The 19376-nt window shown below is 72.2% G+C and carries 16 protein-coding genes and 1 pseudogene; 9 read left to right on the top strand and 8 right to left on the bottom strand.

The window, feature by feature from the left end; genetic code table 11:
* Positions 1 to 15: 15 nt before the first annotated feature.
* Both ACFVWU_RS18045 and ACFVWU_RS18040 read right to left on the bottom strand, forming a co-directional pair.
* A complete protein-coding gene (locus ACFVWU_RS18045) occupies positions 16 to 1476 on the bottom strand; it encodes an FAD-binding oxidoreductase (protein WP_387621569.1) in 1461 nt (486 codons plus the stop codon).
* Positions 1477 to 1478: 2 nt separating this feature from the next.
* Positions 1479 to 3092 carry a Dyp-type peroxidase gene (locus ACFVWU_RS18040; RefSeq protein ID WP_387621566.1) on the bottom strand — a complete coding sequence of 538 codons (1614 nt, stop codon included), beginning with the start codon at positions 3090 to 3092 and terminating at the stop codon, positions 1479 to 1481.
* A gap of 273 nt (positions 3093 to 3365) precedes the next feature.
* Between ACFVWU_RS18040 and ACFVWU_RS18035 the strand changes: the two genes are divergently transcribed.
* Genes ACFVWU_RS18035 through ACFVWU_RS18025 form a run of 3 tightly spaced genes read left to right on the top strand, consistent with a single transcriptional unit; the run spans position 3366 to position 6282 of the window.
* Positions 3366 to 3899 carry a hypothetical protein gene (locus tag ACFVWU_RS18035; protein ID WP_387621562.1) on the top strand — a complete coding sequence of 178 codons (534 nt, stop codon included), beginning with the start codon at positions 3366 to 3368 and terminating at the stop codon, positions 3897 to 3899.
* Positions 3900 to 3915: 16 nt separating this feature from the next.
* Positions 3916 to 4926, top strand: a complete 1011-nt coding sequence (locus ACFVWU_RS18030; RefSeq protein WP_387621559.1) for a hypothetical protein — start codon at positions 3916 to 3918, stop codon at positions 4924 to 4926.
* A gap of 21 nt (positions 4927 to 4947) precedes the next feature.
* Complete coding sequence (locus ACFVWU_RS18025) at positions 4948 to 6282, top strand: Dyp-type peroxidase (RefSeq protein ID WP_387621556.1); 1335 nt, start codon at positions 4948 to 4950, stop codon at positions 6280 to 6282.
* A 150-nt stretch (positions 6283 to 6432) separates the two neighbouring features.
* Here the strand turns inward: ACFVWU_RS18025 and ACFVWU_RS18020 are convergent, their stop codons facing one another.
* The gene (locus ACFVWU_RS18020; protein ID WP_387621552.1) at positions 6433 to 7362 is read right to left on the bottom strand and encodes a Gfo/Idh/MocA family protein; all 930 of its coding nucleotides are present in this window, start codon (positions 7360 to 7362) and stop codon (positions 6433 to 6435) included.
* Positions 7363 to 7747: 385 nt separating this feature from the next.
* Positions 7748 to 9244, bottom strand: a complete 1497-nt coding sequence (locus tag ACFVWU_RS18015) for an MFS transporter (RefSeq protein WP_387621549.1) — start codon at positions 9242 to 9244, stop codon at positions 7748 to 7750.
* Positions 9245 to 9403: 159 nt separating this feature from the next.
* Between ACFVWU_RS18015 and ACFVWU_RS18010 the strand changes: the two genes are divergently transcribed.
* Positions 9404 to 10075, top strand: coding sequence for a TetR/AcrR family transcriptional regulator (locus ACFVWU_RS18010; protein ID WP_387621546.1), 672 nt, complete (start codon positions 9404 to 9406; stop codon positions 10073 to 10075).
* 26 nt (positions 10076 to 10101) lie between these two features.
* Here ACFVWU_RS18010 and ACFVWU_RS18005 read toward each other — a convergent pair whose 3' ends face one another.
* On the bottom strand, positions 10102 to 11013 hold the full coding sequence (locus ACFVWU_RS18005; protein ID WP_387621543.1) for a LysR family transcriptional regulator: 912 nt from the start codon (positions 11011 to 11013) through the stop codon (positions 10102 to 10104).
* 201 nt (positions 11014 to 11214) lie between these two features.
* Here ACFVWU_RS18005 and ACFVWU_RS18000 point away from each other — a divergent pair, with 201 nt between their 5' ends.
* The gene (locus ACFVWU_RS18000; protein WP_387621541.1) at positions 11215 to 12591 is read left to right on the top strand and encodes a hypothetical protein; all 1377 of its coding nucleotides are present in this window, start codon (positions 11215 to 11217) and stop codon (positions 12589 to 12591) included.
* Between the two features lie 339 nt (positions 12592 to 12930).
* Here the strand turns inward: ACFVWU_RS18000 and ACFVWU_RS17995 are convergent, their stop codons facing one another.
* The 3 genes from ACFVWU_RS17995 to ACFVWU_RS17985 all read right to left on the bottom strand — a co-directional run bounded on the left by ACFVWU_RS17995 (position 12931) and on the right by ACFVWU_RS17985 (position 16611).
* Complete coding sequence (locus tag ACFVWU_RS17995; protein ID WP_387621538.1) at positions 12931 to 14124, bottom strand: glycine C-acetyltransferase; 1194 nt, start codon at positions 14122 to 14124, stop codon at positions 12931 to 12933.
* A gap of 29 nt (positions 14125 to 14153) precedes the next feature.
* Positions 14154 to 15182 carry an L-threonine 3-dehydrogenase gene (gene tdh, locus ACFVWU_RS17990; protein ID WP_387621536.1) on the bottom strand — a complete coding sequence of 343 codons (1029 nt, stop codon included), beginning with the start codon at positions 15180 to 15182 and terminating at the stop codon, positions 14154 to 14156.
* Positions 15183 to 15540: 358 nt separating this feature from the next.
* The gene (locus tag ACFVWU_RS17985) at positions 15541 to 16611 is read right to left on the bottom strand and encodes an ATP-dependent DNA ligase (protein ID WP_387621533.1); all 1071 of its coding nucleotides are present in this window, start codon (positions 16609 to 16611) and stop codon (positions 15541 to 15543) included.
* 66 nt (positions 16612 to 16677) lie between these two features.
* On the opposite strand from ACFVWU_RS17985, the gene ligD reads away from it, so the two are divergent.
* The 4 genes and pseudogenes from ligD to ACFVWU_RS17965 form a co-directional block, all read left to right on the top strand.
* Positions 16678 to 17685, top strand: a complete 1008-nt coding sequence (gene ligD, locus ACFVWU_RS17980) for a non-homologous end-joining DNA ligase (RefSeq protein WP_387621531.1) — start codon at positions 16678 to 16680, stop codon at positions 17683 to 17685.
* A gap of 61 nt (positions 17686 to 17746) precedes the next feature.
* Positions 17747 to 18340 carry a class I SAM-dependent methyltransferase gene (locus ACFVWU_RS17975; protein ID WP_387621528.1) on the top strand — a complete coding sequence of 198 codons (594 nt, stop codon included), beginning with the start codon at positions 17747 to 17749 and terminating at the stop codon, positions 18338 to 18340.
* A gap of 38 nt (positions 18341 to 18378) precedes the next feature.
* Positions 18379 to 19029, top strand: coding sequence for a GNAT family N-acetyltransferase (locus tag ACFVWU_RS17970; protein ID WP_387621525.1), 651 nt, complete (start codon positions 18379 to 18381; stop codon positions 19027 to 19029).
* A gap of 99 nt (positions 19030 to 19128) precedes the next feature.
* Positions 19129 to 19376: pseudogene (locus tag ACFVWU_RS17965) on the top strand (hypothetical protein); the annotation flags it as partial.

The following is a 19376-nucleotide window of genomic DNA, read 5'->3' as shown; positions in this document are numbered from 1 at the left end:
CCCGGGGACTGCGGGTCAGCAGATGGTGCGGTTGATCGGGCTCAGGTCGAGCGGGCGGCTGAGGTCCGGCTCGAAGGTCGAGTCGACCGACTGCTGGAAGCGGAAGAAGCCGCTGGGGTCCGCGGCCGCCTTGACGGCCCTCAGCCGGGCCAGGTTGTCGCCGTAGTAGGCCACGGCCCAGTCCTTCTGCAGCGGGTCGATGTAGTTGACGTACGCGCCGTGGAAGTCGGCGCTGAGCGCCTCGCCGAAGTCGAAGGCCCACTCCACGTTGGTGCGGGTGTCGGCCGGGTCGTTCCAGATGGCCTTGAGTTCGAAGACGTAGCGCTTGTCGCGGTGCGGGTAGGGTCCGTGGTTGTCGCCGTCCGGGTGGCGGACCTTGCCGCGGCCGTGGGTCCACACGACGAAGCTGTCGGGCGAGGGGGCCTTGCGCATCGCGTCCTCGACGGCCTCGATCATGTCGCTGTGCCAGCCGCCCTCGCCGATCATCCCGGAGCGGATGTAGGCCTGGCGGTCGCCGACCAGGGTGGAGCGGCCGATGGTGGCCTCCCAGGTCGGCAGCGGCATCGAGTAGATGCTCACGTTGAAGGGCTTCAGCCGCAGCATCGGCTGCAGCAGGTCGACGCCGTCGGCGTACTCCCCGTTGAAGACCGGGGTGATCCGGAAGGTGGGGATCTTCCGGGTCGGCTCGGCCGGGTCGGGATCGCGGCCGACGTAGCCGTAGGCGGCCATCGCCTGGGGGACGTCCTTCGCCCACGCGTCGTAGGCGGCGATCACCTCCTGGGCGCGCTCCAGCGGGTAGGACAGCTCGCCGCCCATCACGGTCGCGGCCGCGGGCGTGTGCAGCTGGAGGGTCATCTCGACGGCCACGCCGAAGTTGCCGCCGCCCCCGCCGCGGCAGGCCCAGAACAGGTCCCGGTCTGCCTCGTCGGAAGCGTCGGCGGTCAGGGTGCGCAGGCGGCCCGCGGCGTCGACCAGCTTGATCTCGGTGACGTTGTCGCTGCCCAGCCCGTAGGAGCGGGAGACGAAACTGTAGCCGCCGCCCTGCAGGAAGCCGGGCAGGCCGACCGTCAGACAGCCGCCGCCGACCGGGATCAGCGGGGCGGCGTCGCGGGCGACGTACCCGTACACGTCGCTCCAGATGGCGCCCATCTGGACGCGCAGCCGCTTGCTGTCCCGGTCCAGCGTGATGGCCTTCATCAGCCCGAGGTCCAGCACGACACCGCCCCGGTTGAGACAGTACCCGGCGGCACTGTGGCCGCCGCCGCGGACGGTCATCGGCAGTTCGAGCTCCCGGGCGAACGCGATGGTCCGGGCGACGTCGGCGACCGAGTTGGCCCGCACGACATTGGCCGGGGGCGTCCGGGTGCGGCCGTTGTCGATCTCCACGGCCCTGGCGTAATCGGGGCTGCCCGGCTCGCAGACGTATCCACTGAGGTTCCGGGCGAGTTCGTCGACGGCCCCCTGGTGGCTGCACACGGTCAGGCCCCGTTCCCGGCCGGCTCCACCACGGTGCCGAACCTCTTCAGGGCGCTCAGGCTCGGCACGAAGAAGTACTCGCCGCCGCGCATGGTCACCCACTGGCCGACCCGCTTCGGGAAGAAGCAGTCCGTGGGCACCGGCGGCTGCACCGAGAAGTCCAGCTGGTTGTGGGAGCCGTACACCTTGGGCCAGGGCTGCTCGACCGCCTTGTCCCGCGGCTGCCCGGCGGGCAGTTGGCCGATCACCGCGTCCAGTCCGGTGCCGGGGCGCAGGAAGTCCTCGAAGTCCGACCAGATCGCCTGGATGAACTCGAACTGGTCCGCGATGCTGCTCTGCGCACACAGGAACAGCAGTCCCACCTTGTCGGTGGGCGCCGGGTCCAGCGTCGCGGGACCGAAACTGATGGCCCGACGGGCGATCCGCTGGGCCCGCTCCTGGGTGAGCGGCACCCCGAACTGGCGCTGCTTGTCGCCGCGCGGGTTGGTCTTGCGGACATGGGCCGCGAAAGGGCAGCGCACCGCGTCGACGTCGCTGTCGTAGGTGAAGTTGTTCGGCAGCGAGGCCAGCCCCGGCACCCGCTGGTCCACCACCGGGGTCCCGTCCTTGAACCGGCCGACCATGTACGCCCCGGCCAGGGCGATGTCGGCGTCCGCGGGTTCCTGTGCCTTGGGATCGATCTGCTTGGCGATCTCCAGCCCCAGGGCCTTCTCGTCGTCGCGGAAGCCCGGCACGTCCTGCTCCAGCTTGCGGTACACGAAGTAGGAGCCGTAGCCGTCGCTCCCGCCCGCCGGGTCCTTGACCAGCACCTGGTCCAGCGGCGCACTCGGGTCGTACCTGTCGATGCCGCCGCCCCGCGTCCTCGCCTGCTCGATGTCCCGTGCGAAGAAGAGGGGTTGGCTCACCCCGTCCGCGAAGCCGAAGTGCTCGTGGACCGTCCCGGTGGGACCGGGGTCGCCCTGAGCGTCGAAGCGCATGGCGGTGCCGGTCTCCTCGGCGACCGTGGCGCCGATCGCCGCGAGCTGCCGCTTCAGCTCCGCCACGAGCGGGTCGATGCGCTGCGCCGGATCGTCGTCGGCGACGATGACGAGCGCGTGCAGGGTGGACTGGAAAGTGGGCTCCCACGCGGTCACCGGCGGGTCGTTGAGGATCGTCACCCTGCTCTTGGCCCCGGCTCCGAAGGACGGGTCGTCGGGCGTGAGGTCCGCACCGAGCCGGAGGTCCCGGTACCCGGCGGCCGAGACCATCGCGCCGACGAAGACCGTGCTGGCGGAGAGGATCATCGCCATCCGGTCAGCGGGGCCGACCGCGCCGTTCCGAGCGATCGTCTTCAGCGTGTCCCGATACCTGTTCGCCTCCTCGTACTGCGTCAGGGCCGAGGTCACGTACTCGGGTCGGGCCAGCGAGGCCAGCCACTGCCGCGCCTTCTGCCGGTCGTCGGCGTTCCCGGTGGCGAAGGTGATGAACAGGTGGCGGCTGTGGTCGCGACCGTGGCTCTTGAGGATGTTTCCCTGGGTGTCTCCCAGGGCCGCCCGGACGGCCTCCTGGGTGTTGCGGGTCGGCGGGACGGTCGGCAAGTCGGGATCGATCGCGGTCTGCTTCAGGTCGATGGCCATACCCACACGATGGAGCCGAGCGCGGCCGACCGCAGCCGAGCGCAGCACGGCGACACGCTTCCCGACGGCATGTGCGAGGGGCGACAGAACGGCTTCCACGTGCGGTTTTGTTTGGATACGGACGGGCGCGAAGGTCCGGCGCGCAACACCACTCGCGCAGCGCAACTCGCGGGACCCCAGGCCCTTGAGCCAGGTGTCGTTCGGCAGGCGCGCCTGGTGATGGGGCGGGAAGATGGGATCGTCCCGGCCCACCGGTCGGCGGGAGGAGTGCACATGGAGATCAAGCCCCAGGCGGTCGTCCTCCCCAAGGAGACGGATCATCTCGAACAGGGGAAGTACGGGCCCGTCTTCCCGAGGACTCCGGCGTGTTACGGGTTCACCATCGTCGCGCGGGTCAAGTCCGGCCACGCCGATGCGATGCGCCAGTACGGCTCCGCACTGGCCGAGGCGCTGGAACAGGATCCGTACCTTCTGGCGCCGCTGAAGCTGCACTACCTGCGCTGGGTCCTCTTCGACGACGACACCCGCTTCATGTACCAGGGGATCTTCGACACCGACTTCGACAAGTACACCGAGGACGCCGTCGCTCTGTTCTCGAAAGCGGGCGTGAGCACGGCGTTCGAGCATCTGGAGGGGTTCCCGGAGGACTGGCGGACCAATCCGGAGGCGTTCGTCAGATTCGTCCGCGAGCACCACTGTCCGAGCTTCATCGAGTACGGGGAGTATCCGTACGTGACGGCGGACGAGATCAAGAAGGCCCTTCGGATCAAGAGCGCTCTGTCGGAGATGCTCGACCAGATGCAGTGAGGCTGGGAGTTGGGCGATGAGCGAGGCCACAACAGCGCGGGTCTACAACCAGCGGCACATTCCCCGGACGTACACCCCTGCCGGGCGTCGTGTGAGCGTCTACGTCTCGTGGAGCTATCCCGCCGAGGCGGGCCGCAACGCCGCCGAGCTGGACAACCGGTTCTCCACCATGACCGAGGTCCGACGGGTGGCGTGGCCGGCCTACGAGGACCCGAAGTGGTCGGACCCCTATCGGTTCCAGCAGACCATCGCGGGATCGCTGGAGCTGTTCTTCTGGGCCTGGCTGCCGTTCCAGGACTTCGCCGCAGAGGTCACCGGACATCCCGTCCCCGTCTACCAGCGCATCGACCAGGCCGGTTTCCACACCCCGCTCGATGAGCGGGTACTCGACGACACGGACGTCCTGTTCGTCTTCGGACTGGACCACATGATCACCAGGCAGGAGGCGCAGCCGGGGGAGATCGAGGCACTGCGGGCCTTCCTCGCGCGGGAGGACGCCCGCCTGGTCCTGGGGCCCCATCACGACGTCGGTGCGTCGGACGATCTGTCCGTGCGGGAGGTGGAGTACCGCCACCACGGCGATCCCCTGGTGCCTCGCCAGCAACGGTTCGCCACCTACGTCCGCGACCTGATGAAGGGCCTGGACGTGCCCGTCATCAACCGGTACGGGCTGCGTCCCGCCATCGGTGAGGACAACCGGATCGCTCCTCTGTCGACCGTCAGGGATCTGGATGAGAGGGGGTGGCTGAACGGGGTCACGAACTTCAACTTCCACATGCACCTGCCGCACTACGCGGTGACGACCGATGAGGCGACGGCCATCCACGTGCTGGCCCGGCAGCCGATCGACACCTCCCGGCCCCATCCGTTCACCGAGGACGGGAACACCGAGTTCAACATGTTCCTGTGGATGCCCCCTGGCGACGATCGCGCGGCCGATGTGCTGCTGGCCGACTCCACGATCTTCAGCACGCTCTTCGGCGCGGACGACAGCCTGCGGAACTTCTGGCGCAACCTCGTCTCATAGCGATGCCGCAGGGAGGCCGACGTGAGCGCACCCACGGACGTCACACTCGAACTCGACGACATCCAGCGCGGGGTCCTCAGCCCACGCCCCACGCCGTACGCGGCGACGTACCTGGTCTTCCGCATCGACGACCGCTCCCAGGGGCGGGAGTTGATGCGGCGCGCGAGCGCGGCGGCGACCTCCGCCGGCGACACCTCAAGCCCCCTGGGGGACACCTGGGTCAGTGTCGCCGTCACCTACTGGGGTCTGCAGGCCCTGGGGGTGCCACGCTCATCGCTGGAGTCGTTCGCCTGGGAGTTCCGGCAGGGCATGGCGGCCCGCGCACGAGCACTGCGCGACGAGGGCGCCGGCAGCCCACAGCACTGGGAAGCACCCCTCGGCACCCGCGACGTCCATGTGGTGATCACGGCGGTCGCGCCCGACCCCCCGCGCCTGGCGGCAGCCATGGACCGCGCCCGGCCCGCCTACGACCGCCTGCCCGGCGTGGCGGCGATCTGGAGACAGGACTGCTACGCGCTGCCCACCGAGAAGGAACACTTCGGCTACCTCGACGGCGTCAGCCATCCGGCCGTCGGAGGAAGCGGCATTCCAGGGTCCAATGGGCTGGAAGTGCCTCTGAAGAGCGGGGAGTTCGTCCTCGGCTACCCGGATGAGATCGGCGGTGTCCAGACACCTCAGCCGGCCGTGCTCGGGCGCAACGGCAGCTACGCGGTCTTCCGTAAACTCCACCAGGACGTCGCCGCGTTCAGGCGTTACCTGAAGGACAACTCCACCGGCGCCCAGGACGAAGAACTGATCGCCGCGAAGATCATGGGCCGGTGGCGCAGCGGGGCTCCTCTGGCCCTCGCCCCGGAGCACGACGACCCCACCCTCGGCGCCGACCGCCACCGCCGCAACACCTTCCTGTACGAGCAGGACGACCCGATCGGATTCACCACTCCCGGCGGCTGCCACATCCGCCGGGCCAACCCGCGCGACGCCTCGGTGGCCGGCGAGGTACGGCTGCACCGCATGATCCGGCGCGGCGCCGTCTACGGACCGCCACTGCCCGAAGGCGTGCTGGAGGACGACGGAGCGGACCGCGGTCTGATGTTCGCGTTCATCGGCGCCCACCTGGGCCGACAGTTCGAGTTCGTCCAGTCGGAGTGGATGAACGACGGCGTCTTCTTCGGGGCCGGCAGCACGAAGGACCCCGTCGTCGGCGCCGCGGACGGACAGACCGGCTACACCATCCCCCGGCGGCCCGTCCGGCGCCGACTCGCCCCACTGCCCCGCTTCGTCGTCACCCGCGGAGGCGAGTACTGCTTCCTGCCGAGCCTGAGCGCCATGCGTTGGCTCGGAGACCTCCACGACTGACAGGGCGGACCAGCGCCATGGACAGCCCGGCCACCCTGCAGAAGCCGGCCGCCCACCACGCGGCGGGCGGCACGGTCGCCGGCATCTGCGCGGGCGCGGACGCGCCGGGCCAAGCCGGGCTGCTGGACGGCCGCCGCCGCACCACCAGCCTCAGACGGTCTCGATGCGCTCGACGATCTGCTCACACAGTTCGTGGGTGCGCAGGGCGTCGTGGGCGTCGATCGTCTTCCCGGTGCGGACGGCGTCCAGGAAGCCGGTCACGCACTGCTCGATACCGCGCTGGCGGGCGACGGACACCCAGTCACCGCGTCGGCGGACGGTGGGCTGGCCGCGGTGGTCGATCACCTCGGCCAGGTTGCGCACCTCGCGCTTGGAGTCGCCGCCGGAGACCTCCAGGACCTCCTCGGTCGAACCGGAGACCCGGTTCATGAGGCCCAGCGCCGTGAAGCCTTCCCCGGCGAGAGTCAGGACGACGTGCTCGACCAGACCGTCGCGAGTGCGGGAGCGAACGTCCACGTGCTCGATCTCGCCCGGGGCGAGGAACCGCAGGGTGTCGACGACGTGGATGAAGTCGTCGAAGACAAGTGAGCGGGCGGCCTCGGCCAGGCCCTCCCGGTTCTTCTGCAGCACGATCAGGTCACGCGGCCGTTCCTTGGCCTGGACGTACCCGGGCGCGTGGCGCCGGTTGAAGCCGACCATCAGCGAGCGGCCGGTCCGGTCGGCGAGCCCGACCAATCGGCGGGCGCCGTCCAGGGTGTGGTCCAGCGGCTTGTCCACGTAGACGTCGACCCCGGCGGTGAGCAGCTGCTCGACGATCGGCACGTGCTGGTCGGTCGCGGCGTGCACGAAGGCGGCGCGGATGCCGCTGCCGATCAGCTCACCGAGGTCGGTGAACCGGTGTTCGGCGCCGATCCGGTACGCATCACCGATCCGGTCCAGCTTCGCCCCGTCCCGGGTCATCAACCGCAGATCCAACCCCGGCAACCCGCCCAGAACCGGCAGATACGCCTTCTGCGCAATGTCACCAAGCCCGACGATTCCCACCGGAAGAAGGCCGTCAGGAACAGAGAGCGAAATCATCGGATTCTCCACGAATGCGCGCCGACACCATCACCCCCACCCTATTCACCAGCTCCCCTGCGCCACCAACCCACCGCGGGCACCCCCCTCGTTCGGCGCGATCACCTCCCTGGCCAGGGTGTGGATCACGCAGGCGGAGGCTCTCTCCACGGGCCCCGCACGGCTTTCCGCGGACGACGCCTCATGAGCCCTGCCGGAACTCGCCGGTGATCAGCCGCTCCGGACGTCGTTCAACCGGCGGCTCTCACTCGGCCTCCGGTGCGGCTTCAGCTCCTCCGGCCGCCTGAGGAGAGCTCCACCCCGGCGGTGAGCTTCTGCCACGCCATCGCGCCGTGACGACCGATCGGCTGTGCGGGGTCTCCTCCGAGGCCCCGCACAGCCGGGCTCAACGGGCCGTGTCACCCACCGGTCGGCGCTCGGCGGCCGGGCCGGAAGCGGTCGACTCCGAACCGGCCGGCTCGGCGCGAACGCCGGCCGTCCGCGTGCGCCGCCCGGGCAGGACCACCGCCGCGGCCAGCGCGGCGGCCGCCAGGAAGCCGGCCGCCAGCAGGTAGCCGAGCGAGTAGCCGTCGGTCGCCGCCGCACTGGCCTCGGCCCCGGCGGCCAGTCGGTGGTCGGTGCGGGCGGTGGCGGCCGTCACCAGCACCGCGAGGCCGATCGCGCCGCCGATCTGCCGGGCCGAGTTGAGCAGCGCCGAGGCCGTCCCGGCCTCCTGCGGCGGGAGTCCGCCGGTGGCGGCCGCGGTGAGCGGGACGAAGGAGAAGCCGATGCCGAGGCCCGCGACCATCGAGGGGACGAGGACGTCACCCAGGTATCCGCCGGAGGGCTCCAGTGCCGCCCACCAGGCGAAGCCCGCGGCGCCGACCAGCCCGGCGGGGACCAGCAGCAGACGGACCGGCACGCCCCGGCGCATCAGCCGGGTGGAGATCTGGATGGCGACCACCACGCACAGGGTCAGCGGCAGGAAGGCCAGCCCGGCCCGGGCCGCGCTGAACCCGAGCACGGTCTGCAGGTACAGGGTGGAGAAGTAGAACGCGCCGAACTGGCCGCCGACCAGCAGCGCCATGAACAGGTTGGCGCCGAGGACGTTGCGTCGGCGCAGCAGGCCGAGCCGGATCAGCGGATCGGCCATCGGCCCGTACTGCTCCCAGAGCGCGAAGCCGAGCAGCAGTACGGCCGAGGCGGCCAGCGTCCCGAGGGTGACGGCGGAGCCCCAGCCGACCTGCCCGGTGCGCTCCACGCCGAGGATCAGCAGGCCCACGCCCGCGGTGGCGAGCACCGCGCCGACCAGGTCGAGCCGGCCCCGGCGGCGGCCGAAGGTGCCGCCGGGCACCCCGCCGAGGGCCAGGACCAGCGCGCCGACCGCCATCGGCAGGTTGACCAACATCACCCAGCGCCAGCCCGCGTACTCGGCGAGCAACCCGCCGATCAGCACCCCGGCGCCACCGCCGACCGCCGAGACGGCGGCGTAGACGCCGAGCGCCCGGGTGCGCTCGCGGCCCTCGCGCTGGGTCAGCGTCAGGACGGCGAGCGCGGCGGGCGCCAGGACGGCCGCCCCGACGCCCTGGACCGCGCGGGCCAGGATCAGCTGGGCCTCGTTCTGCGCCAGCCCGCCGCCGAGCGAGGCGAGCGCGAAGGCGACCGTGCCGCAGGCCAGCATCCGGCGTTGCCCGTAGAGGTCCGCCATCCGCCCGCCGAGCAGCAGGAAGCCGCCGAAGCAGAGGGCGTAGATGTTGACCACCCAGGGCAGGTGGGAGCGCTCGATGTGCAGCCCCGTCGCCATGCTCGGCAGCGCCACGTTCACGATCGTCATGTCGAGCGTGACCATGAACTGGGCCAGCGCCACCGCGGCGAGCGCCCTCCCCCGGTGGTTCCTGGCCACTTCCGTCTCCCCCATCGATCCCATCGACCCCTCCGATAGTTTTTATACGCGTATAACTTACGCGTACGAAAACCATAGCCGGAGACCGGGGCGACCGCCAGCCGGGCAGGGGAGGGGACGTCAGCACCCGCCGCGGCGCGGACAGGAGAGGATGTGGGCATGGAACAGAGCACACCGACCGGTCGCCGGACCGGCCGACCGCCCAAGCTGTCCCGGGAGGCGATCCTCACCGCGGCCCGGACGATCCTGGCCGAGGAGGGGCCGGAGCAGCTGTCCATGCGGCGGCTGGCCAAGGAACTCTCCAGCACCCCGATGGCGCTCTACCACCACGTCAAGGACAAGGACGAGCTGCTGCTGCTCCTCCTGGAGAGCCACGCCTCGGCCTTCCCCCGGCCCGAGCTGCCCGCCGACCCGCGCGAGCGGCTGATCGCCACGGCCCGGGTGCTGTACGACATCCTGGCCGAGTGCCCGTGGATCGTGGAGGTGCTGGCCTCGGACGACCTGCTCGCGGTCTCGGCGCTGTGGATCGTGGAGAACATCCTGGACGCGGCGATCGCCACCGGGCTCACCCCCGAACAGGCCGTCCACGTCTACCGGGTGCTCTGGTACTACACGGCCGGCGAGCTGACCGTCCGGCTCGGCCGCCGGCGCCGCCGCGCCGATCCGGCCGGGCGCCCGTACCGCGCCGAGGCCTTCGCCGCCCTCGACCCGGCGGCCTTCCCCCGGCTCACCTCGCTGGCCGGCGACTGGGAGGAGCTGACCGCCGCCGACACCCGGCAGGAGGGGCTGGTCGCGATCGTGGACGGCCTGCTGGCGACGCTACGGCCCTGAACTTCCTCCGCCCGTAGGCCAGTTGGTCAGGCCCCGGCGGCCGCCGCCGCCGCGAGGGTGTCCAGCACCGGGCGGATCAGCGGGTGCCCGTCGGCCCCCGCGCGGACGGCGGCGAAGACCCGCCGGGTGGCCAGCTCGCTGTCCACCGGCCGGACGGCGACCCGGGAGAGGTCCACGCCGCGCAGCGCGGACCGCGGCACCAGGGCGACACCGGAGCCCGCCGAGGCCAGCGCGACCACGGCGCGGAAGTCGTCGGAGGAGTGCAGCAGCCGGGGCTGGAAGCCGGCGTGCTCGCAGGCCAGCAGCACCACGTCGTGGCAGGGGTTGCCCGGGTAGGGGCCGATCCAGGGATCGCCGGCCAGGGCGGCCACGGCGAGCGGCCCCTGCTCGGCGGCCAGCGGATGCGCCAGCGGCAGGACGGCCTCGAAGGGCTCGGCGTAGAGCGGGACCCGGGTGAGCCGGGCGTCGTCGGCGCGCGGAGCGCCCCGGTACTCGACGGCCACGGCGAGGTCGGCCCGGCCGTCCAGCACCATCGGCAGGCTGGCGTCGCCCTCGGCGTCCAGCACCTTGAGCCGCACGCCCGGGGCGCGCTCGGCGAGCAGGCCGATCGCCGGGGCGAGCACGTGCGAGATGCCGGTGGCGAAGGAGGCGACGGTGACCTCGCCCGCGACGCCCGCGCTGTACGCGGCGAGGTCGGCCTCGGCGCGCTCCAGCTGGGCGAGCACGGCGTCCGCGTGGCCGAGCAGGATCTCCCCGGCGGCGGTCAGCCGCACGCCCCGGCCCTCGCGGGCCAGCAGGTCATGGCCGGTCTCCTGCTCCAGGGCGGCCAGCTGCTGGGAGACCGCGGAGGGGGTCAGGTAGAGGGCGGCCGCCGCGGCGGTCACGGTGCGGTGGTCCGCCACGGCCCGCAGGGTCCGCAGCCGTCGTGCGTCGATCACAGGCCAATTCTGCCAGCGCGACGGAGTGGACCGTCCGGGAGCCGTTTCGGGGGCAGTACCACCGGTGGCGTATTTCGGGCGGAGATCGCTTCGGCCCGTTGACCGTCGTGCTCGATCGACGCTTGGCTCATGGCCGGGCCGGGCCGCTGGGGATCACGGGGATTCGAGGGCCCGGCACACGTCATCAAGGGGAGGATGTCCATGACCACCGCTCGTTCCCGCCGCCGGCTGGCCCGTACCGGCTGCGTGCTGGCGGCCGCCGTCGTGGCCGGCGCCGCGATGCCGGCCGCCGAGGCCCGCCCGCCCAAGGGCGACACCGCCCGGGTCAGCGAGGGCACCACGGGCGAGCAGCTCAACGGCCTGTCGAACACGCTCGGCCTGAGCGCCGACGGCCGCTCCGCGCTGTTCTCGTCGGCCGCGACCGACCTGCTGCCCGTCGACGGCACCCCGAACGCCAGCGAGGTCTACGTACGGGACCTTCGCAACGGGCACATCGAGCGGGTCAGCGTCGCCGACGACGGCGCGCGGCTGAACGCGCCCACCTCGGACGCCTCGATCAGCGGCGACGGCCGCTACGTCGCGTTCACCACCACCGCCACCAACGTGGTGCCCGGCCAGGCCAAGCACCAGAGCGACGTCTTCGTCCGCGACCGCTGGACCGGCCGCACCGAGCTGATCACCACCGGCGACCTCACCACCACCGACGACGAGACCGTCCGCGGCGCCGACAATCCCACCCTGAGCCGGGACGGCCGCTACATCGCCTACGCCTCCAACCGCACCGACCTGGCCCCCGGCGTGCGGCGCGGCAAGGAGAACATCTTCGTCACCGACCGCTGGACCCACACCACCCGGCTGATCACCACCGGCTTCGACGGCAACACCGCCGACAACAACTCCTTCGGCCCGACCATCAGCGCCGACGGCAGCACCGTCGGCTTCACCTCCCGGGCCGGCAACCTCGTCCCGCCTCCCGCTGCCGGCACCACCACCCCGGCCGCGACGGCCGAACTGGCCGGGCCCCGGTTCTACCCGTACTTCGTCTGGAAGGCCGACACCGGCAGGACCACCGGCGCCAGCCTGGACGACACCGGCGCCCTGACCGGCACCGGCATCGACGCCCGGATCAGCGCCGACGGCCGCTACGCCCTCTACGGCCTGCCGGTCCACGGCGCCGGCAAGCCCGGCTCGCACGGCATCCGGATGGACCTCTACGCCCTTGAGCCGGCCACCGGCAAGCGCACCCGGATCAACACCTTCCTGCCCGGCACCACGACCACCGGCGGTTCCTACGACCCGGTGATGACCTCCGACGACCGCTGGGTCTACTTCGACTCCGACGCCGACAACCTGGTCCCGGGCGACACCAACCAGCAGACCGACGTCTTCCGCCGGGACCTGTGGACCGGCCGGATCGAGCGGGTCAGCCTCACCGAGGACGGCGCGCAGGCCACCGGCGGCTCCTACAACCCGCGCATCGACGCCACCGGCGACACCGTGGTCTTCGACGCGGAGGACGGCAACCTGGTGGCGGGCGACACCAACACCTTCACGGACGTGTTCCTCCGCCGCCTGTGATCTCCCGGTTCGGGACCGGGCCTGAAGCCGGCCCGGCCCTCGCGCCGCTTACGACAGTTGACGTATTTTCCGACCGAGTCCATCTCAGCTGTTGACCGGCGGCCCACGGCCAAGGCGGGACGACTGATCCCGGAAACCGCGAACGGGGGTGGGGCGCCGGTGCGGGCCGGCGCCCCACCCCCGTGGCGGGAGGGTGCGGCAGGTGGTTGGTGGGCCGCGCGGCGGAGGCGAGACGATTCGCCTCCACCGCACGGCGGTTGTTCGCCCGCGGGCCGGTCCGGTTCCGAGCGGTCCGGCCCGCGGGCAGTCGGTGCGGGCCCCTGCCGGGCCCGGCGGGGACTACTCCCCCAGTGCGGCGCGCGCGTCCACGAAGGCCGCGACGGCGCGCTCGACGTCCTCGGTGGAGTGCGCCGCGGACAGCTGCACCCGGATCCGGGCCTGGCCGTGCGGGACCACCGGGTAGGAGAAGCCGATCACGTACACCCCGCGCTCCAGCAGGAGCTCGGCGAGCCGGCCCGCCTTGGCCGCGTCACCGATCATCACCGGGGCGATCGGGTGGTCGCCGGGCAGGATCTCGAAGCCGGCCTCGGTCATCTTGCCGCGGAACAGCGCCGTGTTGGCCGCCAGCTTCTCGCGCAGCTCGTTGGACTGCTCGACCAGGTCGAGCACCTTCAGCGAGGCGGCCGCGATCACCGGGGCCAGCGAGTTGGAGAACAGGTACGGGCGCGAGCGCTGACGCAGCAGGGCGACGATCTCGCGGCGGGCCGCGACGTAGCCGCCGGAGGCGCCGCCGAGCGCCTTGCCGAGGGTGCCGGTGATGATGTCCACCCGGTCCATCACGCCGTGCAGTTCCGGGGTGCCGCGGCCGCCCGCGCCGACGAAGCCGACGGCGTGCGAGTCGTCGACCATGACCATCGCGTCGTAGCGGTCGGCCAGGTCGCAGATCTCGCGCAGCGGGGCGACGTAGCCGTCCATCGAGAACACGCCGTCGGTGACGATCAGGCGGCGGCGGGCGTCCTGGGTCTCCTTGAGCTGCTGCTCCAGGTCGGCCATGTCGCGGTTGGCGTAGCGGTGGCGGCGGGCCTTGCTGAGCCGGATGCCGTCGATGATGCTGGCGTGGTTGAGCGCGTCGGAGATGACGGCGTCGCGGTCGTCCAGCAGGGTCTCGAAAACGCCGCCGTTGGCGTCGAAGCAGGAGGAGTAGAGGATCGTGTCCTCCTGGCCGAGGAACGCCGAGAGGCGGTCCTCCAGCTCCTTGTGCACGTCCTGGGTACCGCAGATGAAGCGGACCGAGGCCATGCCGTAGCCCCAGCGGTCCAGCGCGTCCTTGGCCGCGGCCAGCACCTCGGGGTGGTCGGCCAGGCCGAGGTAGTTGTTGGCGCAGAAGTTCAGCACCTCGCCCGGGCGACCGCCGCCGGTGACGGTGACCGCGGCGCTCTGCGGGGTGCCGATGACCCGCTCGGGCTTGAACAGGCCGGCCTCGCGGATCTCGTCGAGGGTGGCGGCGATGTCGGCGCGCACGTTGTCGAACACAACAGGCTCCTTTTGCGTCAGCGGGGTGCTCAGGCGGTCCAGTCGAGGATGATCTTGCCGCAGTTGCCGCTCGCCGCGTCGTCGAAGGCGGCCTCGAAGGCGTCGGCGGAGTAGCGGCCGGTGATCACCGGGCTGAGGTCCAGGCCGCCCTCCAGCAGCACGGACATCGCGTACCAGGTCTCGAACATCTCGCGGCCGTAGATGCCCTTGATGGTGATCATCGAGGTGACGATCGAGGCCCAGTCCACCGGGAACTCCTCGGCGGGCAGACCCAGCATGGCGATCTTCCCGCCGTGGGTCATGTTGGCGATCATCGACCGCATCGCCTCGGGGCGCCCGGACATCTCCAGGCCGACGTCGAAGCCCTCGCGCAGGCCCAGCTTCTGCTGGCCCTCCTCGATGGTGTGCTCGGCGACGTTGAGCGCCAGCGTCACACCGACCTGGCGGGCCAGGTCGAGGCGGTACGGGGAGACGTCGGTGATCATCACGTTGCGGGCACCGGCGTGCTTGGCCACGGCGGCGGCCATGATGCCGATCGGGCCGGCACCGGTGACCAGCACGTCCTCGCCGACCAGCGGGAAGGACAGCGCGGTGTGCACGGCGTTGCCGAACGGGTCGAAGATCGCGGCCACGTCCAGGTCGACCGGCACCCGGTGCACCCAGACGTTGGAGGCGGGCAGGGCCACGTACTCGGCGAAGGCGCCGTCGCGGTTGACGCCCAGGCCGATGGTGTTGCGGCACAGGTGGCGGCGGCCGGCCAGGCAGTTGCGGCACTTGCCGCAGACCAGGTGGCCCTCGCCGCTGACCAGGTCGCCGACCGCGATGTCCGCGACGCCGGCGCCGATCTCGGCGACCTCGCCGACGAACTCGTGGCCGAGCACCAGCGGGGTCTTGATGGTCTGCTGCGCCCAGCCGTCCCACTTGCGGATGTGCAGGTCGGTCCCGCAGATACCGGTCCGCAGCACCTTGATCAGCACCTCGCCGGGGCCGATCTCGGGCTTCGGGACGTCGATCATCCAGAGACCGGGCTCGGCCTTCTGCTTGACGAGTGCCTTCACGGGCGACGGCTCCTGACGTGCGGGTGGGACGGCCTTCGAGGGTCGGGCAGGCCGAGTGGCCCGGTTCGACCGCCGTTGACGGGCGCACTCCGGGCAGGCAGAAATCTGCCTGGTCAGGGCGGGTGCGGTCCATCGAGGAATTCTTAAGGGCGGCCACAGCTGGGCTAAACGATCGTGCCCGAGCTGGGGCCCGGGATGGGGGCGGCATGCCGGTGCTCACCCGTTCGGCCGAGCGCGGGGCGCCGTCCGCGGCACCGCCGCCGCCCTGGCCCCGACCGGGCTGCTCGCCACCGCGGCGTCGCGTTCCGGGGCCTGACCCGGTCCACCGGGTCAGGCCCCTGGCGCCTCTGATGAGCCGTCACATGCGTCGGACACCCAGCACCTTGCCGAGGTCGTAGGAGACCGGCTCCTCCAGCTGCGCGTAGGTGCAGCTCTCCGGCGAGCGGTCCGGCCGCCAGCGGCGGAACTGCGCGGTGTGCCGGAACCGGCTGCCCTCCATGTGGTCGTAGGCGACCTCGACCACCCGCTCGGGGCGCAGCGCGATCCAGGACAGGTCCTTGCCGCCGGTCCAGCGGCTGACCGCGCCCGGCAGCCGCCCCTCGGCGTGGGCGGCCTCCTCCGCCCAGGCGCCCCAGGGGTGCTCGGCCAGGTCGTCCATCCGCAACGGCGTCAGTTCCTCGACCAGTTCGCGACGGCGGGCCATCGAGAACGCGGCGCAGACGCCGACGTGCTGGAGCCTGCGTTCGCCGTCGTAGATGCCGAGCAGCAGCGAGCCGACCACCGGGCCGCTCTTGTGCTCGCGGTAGCCGGCCACCACGCAGTCGGCGGTGCGCTCGTGCTTGATCTTGAACATGGTCCGCTCCCCCGGCCGGTACGGCTGGTCCAGCGGCTTGGCCACCACCCCGTCCAGGCCGGCGCCCTCGTACTCGGCGAACCAGGTCCCGGCGAGGTCGCGGTCGGTGGAGGCCGGGGCGGTGAACACCGGGTCTGCGGCCCCGGCGAGCGCCGCCTCCAGGGCCGGGCGGCGCACCGACAGCGGCTCGTCCACCAGCGAGTCGTCACCGAGGGCGAGCAGGTCGAAGGCGACGAAGGAGGCCGGGGTCTGCTCGGCGAGCAGCCGCACCCGGCTCGCCGCGGGGTGGATGCGCTCCAGGAGCTCCTCGAAGCGCAGCCGCCCGTCCCGGGCGATCACCACCTCGCCGTCCAGCACGCAGCGGGGCGGCAGCTCGCGCTTGAACGCCTCGACCAGCTCGGGGAAGTACCTGGTCAGCGGCTTGCCGGTACGGCTGCCGAGCTCGACCTCGTCGCCGTCGCGGAACACGAGGGTGCGGAAGCCGTCCCACTTGGCCTCGTACTGCATCCCCGGCGGGATCTTGGGCACCGACTTGGCGAGCATCGGCGCCACCGGCGGCATCACGGGCAGGTCCATGCGACCGATCCTCGCCGGGTTCACCTCGGGACGCGCGCCGGGCGCGGCGCGCTTAGCGTGTGAGCCATGGGCTCAGCCGTGGAACTGGAAGTCGCCGGGCGGACCGTCCGGCTGTCGAACCCGGACAAGGTGTACTACCCCGAGCGCGGCTTCACCAAGCTGGACGTCGCGCAGTACTACCTGGCCGTCGCCGACGGGGTGCTGTGCGGGCTGCGGGACCGGCCGACCACGCTGCAGCGCTTCCCCGACGGGGTGGACGGCGAGTTCTTCTACCAGAAGCGAGCACCCAAGGGCCTGCCGGACTGGCTGCCCACCGCCCGGATCAACTTCCCCAGCGGCCGCTCCGCCGACGAGATCTGCCCGACCGAGCCGGCCGCCGTGCTGTGGGCGGCGAACCTGGGCTGCCTCACCTTCCACCCCTGGCCGGTACGGCGCTCCGACACCGACCACGTGGACGAACTGCGGATCGACCTCGACCCGCAGCCCGGCACCGACTTCCGCGACGCCGTCCGCGCCGCCCACGAACTGCGCGCCCTGTTGGAGGAGTACGGGCTGCGCGGCTGGCCCAAGTCCTCCGGCGGACGCGGCCTGCACGTCTACGTCCCGCTGGTGCCCGAGTGGACCTTCACCGACGGGCGGCACGCGGTGATCGCCCTCGGCCGGGTGCTGGAGCAGCGGATGCCCGGGAAGGTCACCACCGCCTGGTGGAAGGAGGAGCGCGGCGAGCGGATCTTCGTCGACTACAACCAGATGGCCCGCGACCGCACCATCGCCTCCGCCTACTCGCTGCGCGCCCGCCCCCGCGCCACCGCCTCCACCCCGCTGCGCTGGGAGGAGCTGGACGACGCCTCCCCCGAGGACCTCGACCTGCGCACCGTCCCCGCCCGCTTCGCCGAACTCGGCGACCTGAACGCGGAGATGGAGCAGCACGCGTTCCGGCTGGACGACCTGCTGGAGCTCTACGACAAGCAGCTGCACGACGAGGGCCTCGGCGAACTCCCGTACCCGCCCGACCACCCCAAGGCGGAGGGCGAGCCGACCCGGGTGCAGCCGAGCCGGGCTCGGAAGAAGTAGCGGCGGGAGGTGGGGGCGGAAAGCAGCGGCGGGAGGCGGTGGGCCCTGGCACACTGGCGCGATGCCCTTCGACCACAACGACCACTACCACCGGTTGCTGCTGCGCAGGCTCCCCACCGGGGCCCGCCGGGCGCTGGACGTCGGCTGCGGGACGGGCGCCTTCGCCCGGGCCCTCGCCCGGCGGGGCGTCGAGGTGGAGGCCGTGGACCGCGACGCCGCCGTGATCGCCGCCGCCCGGGCCGACGCGTCCGGGATCCACTTCCGCCAGGCGGACATCGAGGACCTGGAGCTGCCACCCGGCCGCTACGACTACATCTCCTGCCTGGCCAGCCTGCACCACCTGCCGATCGGCACCCTCGACCGGCTGCGGGAGGCGCTGGCGCCCGGCGGGGTGCTGGTGGTGCTCGGCTGCTACCGGGAGGAGACGGCCCGGGACCGGCTGATCGGCCTGGCCGCCGTACCGGTGAACGCCGTCTGCCGCCTGGCCGTCCACCTGCGCGAACGCGGCACCAGGCCGGGCGTGCCAGCCCCGGTCGCGATGCCGACGACCTCCCTGGCCGAGGTACGGGCGTACGCGGCACGGCACCTGCCGGGCTTCACGCTGCGCCAACTGCTGTTCTGGCGCTATCTGCTGGTCCATCGGCGCGCACGCTGATCAACTGGGCGGGACGACACTTCCGGGAGGGGACTGCGATGAGCGTACGGACACTGGCCGAGATCCTGGCGGACGCGGCGGGCGGGGTGTTCCCGCCGCCGGACGGGTCGGTGACGGTGGTGCCGCAGCCCTCGCCGCGCGAGGCCGGGGTGGTGTCCTTCGCCGCGCACGCCGTGGTGTTCACCGACGAGGATCCGGCCTGGGTGCACGACACCCTGGCCGCCGACCCGGGCGACCCGCTGGCAGCGCCGCTCTGTCCGCCCTTCCTGGCCGCCTTCGCCTCGCGCACCGGGCGGACCGTCAACAACATCGACCTGCTCTCCGTCGCCGACCGGCTCCCCGGCGAGCCGCCGCTGCCGCTCAGCCCGGTCGAGGACCGCGAGCACCCCCGGGTGGTCCGGGCGCTGCGCTACCGCGAGGACGTCCGGGTGTTCGAGGCCGACGGCGGCGTACTGATCCTCGGCCGCGGCGTGGCCGGGCGCTGGGAGGCGGCCGTCGAGGTCGACCCGCACGCCCGGGGCCGCGGCCTCGGCCGCGCGCTGGCCACCGCCGCCCGGCACCTGCTGCCGGAGGGCGGGGTCGTCTGGGCCCAGCAGGCCCCGGGCAACGCCCCCAGCGTCCGCGCCTTCCAGGCAGCGGGCTACCAGGCGGTCGGCGCGGAGGCGCTGCTGGTGGTGGGGCAGCCGTAGCGGGCCCGGACCCGGGTCAGCCGCAAGGTCGACGGCGTCAACCGGCTCCCCGGCCGGGCCGGCCACTGCCTGCGCAACACCGACCCCGCCAACAAGGACGTGACCGTCGTCGGCGGCGTCTGCTTCGACCCGTCCGAGATCGTCGAGTACACCCCCGAGTGGGGCGCCCCGACGCCGGCTCCCGACTTCCTCGAGGACACCACCACCGACGACGACCCGGGCGTCGAGGTGCTGTTCAACGCGGCGGGCACCGCCACCGCCTGCTACCGCCCCGGCGCCACCCCCGGCGGCATCGTCTCCGACACCCCGCGCGGCGGCCACACCGTCCCGCCCGGCGGGCGAGCCCT

Origin of the sequence: Kitasatospora sp. NPDC058190, from assembly GCF_042883685.1 — a bacterium.
Lineage (GTDB): Bacteria > Actinomycetota > Actinomycetes > Streptomycetales > Streptomycetaceae > Kitasatospora.
This window is presented reverse-complemented; position numbering and strand designations above follow the sequence as displayed.

Bases quoted from the DNA above. Each gene is read 5' to 3' on its own strand.
- ACFVWU_RS17970 (WP_387621525.1), top strand. From the start codon at position 18,379: ATGAGCGTACGGACACTGGCCGAGATCCTGGCGGACGCGGCGGGCGGG.
- ACFVWU_RS18040 (WP_387621566.1), bottom strand. From the start codon at position 3,092: ATGGCCATCGACCTGAAGCAGACCGCGATCGATCCCGACTTGCCGACC.
- ACFVWU_RS18000 (WP_387621541.1), top strand. From the start codon at position 11,215: ATGACCACCGCTCGTTCCCGCCGCCGGCTGGCCCGTACCGGCTGCGTG.
- ACFVWU_RS18030 (WP_387621559.1), top strand. From the start codon at position 3,916: ATGAGCGAGGCCACAACAGCGCGGGTCTACAACCAGCGGCACATTCCC.
- ACFVWU_RS18035 (WP_387621562.1), top strand. From the start codon at position 3,366: ATGGAGATCAAGCCCCAGGCGGTCGTCCTCCCCAAGGAGACGGATCAT.
- ACFVWU_RS18010 (WP_387621546.1), top strand. From the start codon at position 9,404: ATGGAACAGAGCACACCGACCGGTCGCCGGACCGGCCGACCGCCCAAG.
- ACFVWU_RS18020 (WP_387621552.1), bottom strand. From the start codon at position 7,362: ATGATTTCGCTCTCTGTTCCTGACGGCCTTCTTCCGGTGGGAATCGTC.
- ligD (WP_387621531.1), top strand. From the start codon at position 16,678: ATGGGCTCAGCCGTGGAACTGGAAGTCGCCGGGCGGACCGTCCGGCTG.
- ACFVWU_RS17985 (WP_387621533.1), bottom strand. From the start codon at position 16,611: ATGGACCTGCCCGTGATGCCGCCGGTGGCGCCGATGCTCGCCAAGTCG.
- ACFVWU_RS17975 (WP_387621528.1), top strand. From the start codon at position 17,747: ATGCCCTTCGACCACAACGACCACTACCACCGGTTGCTGCTGCGCAGG.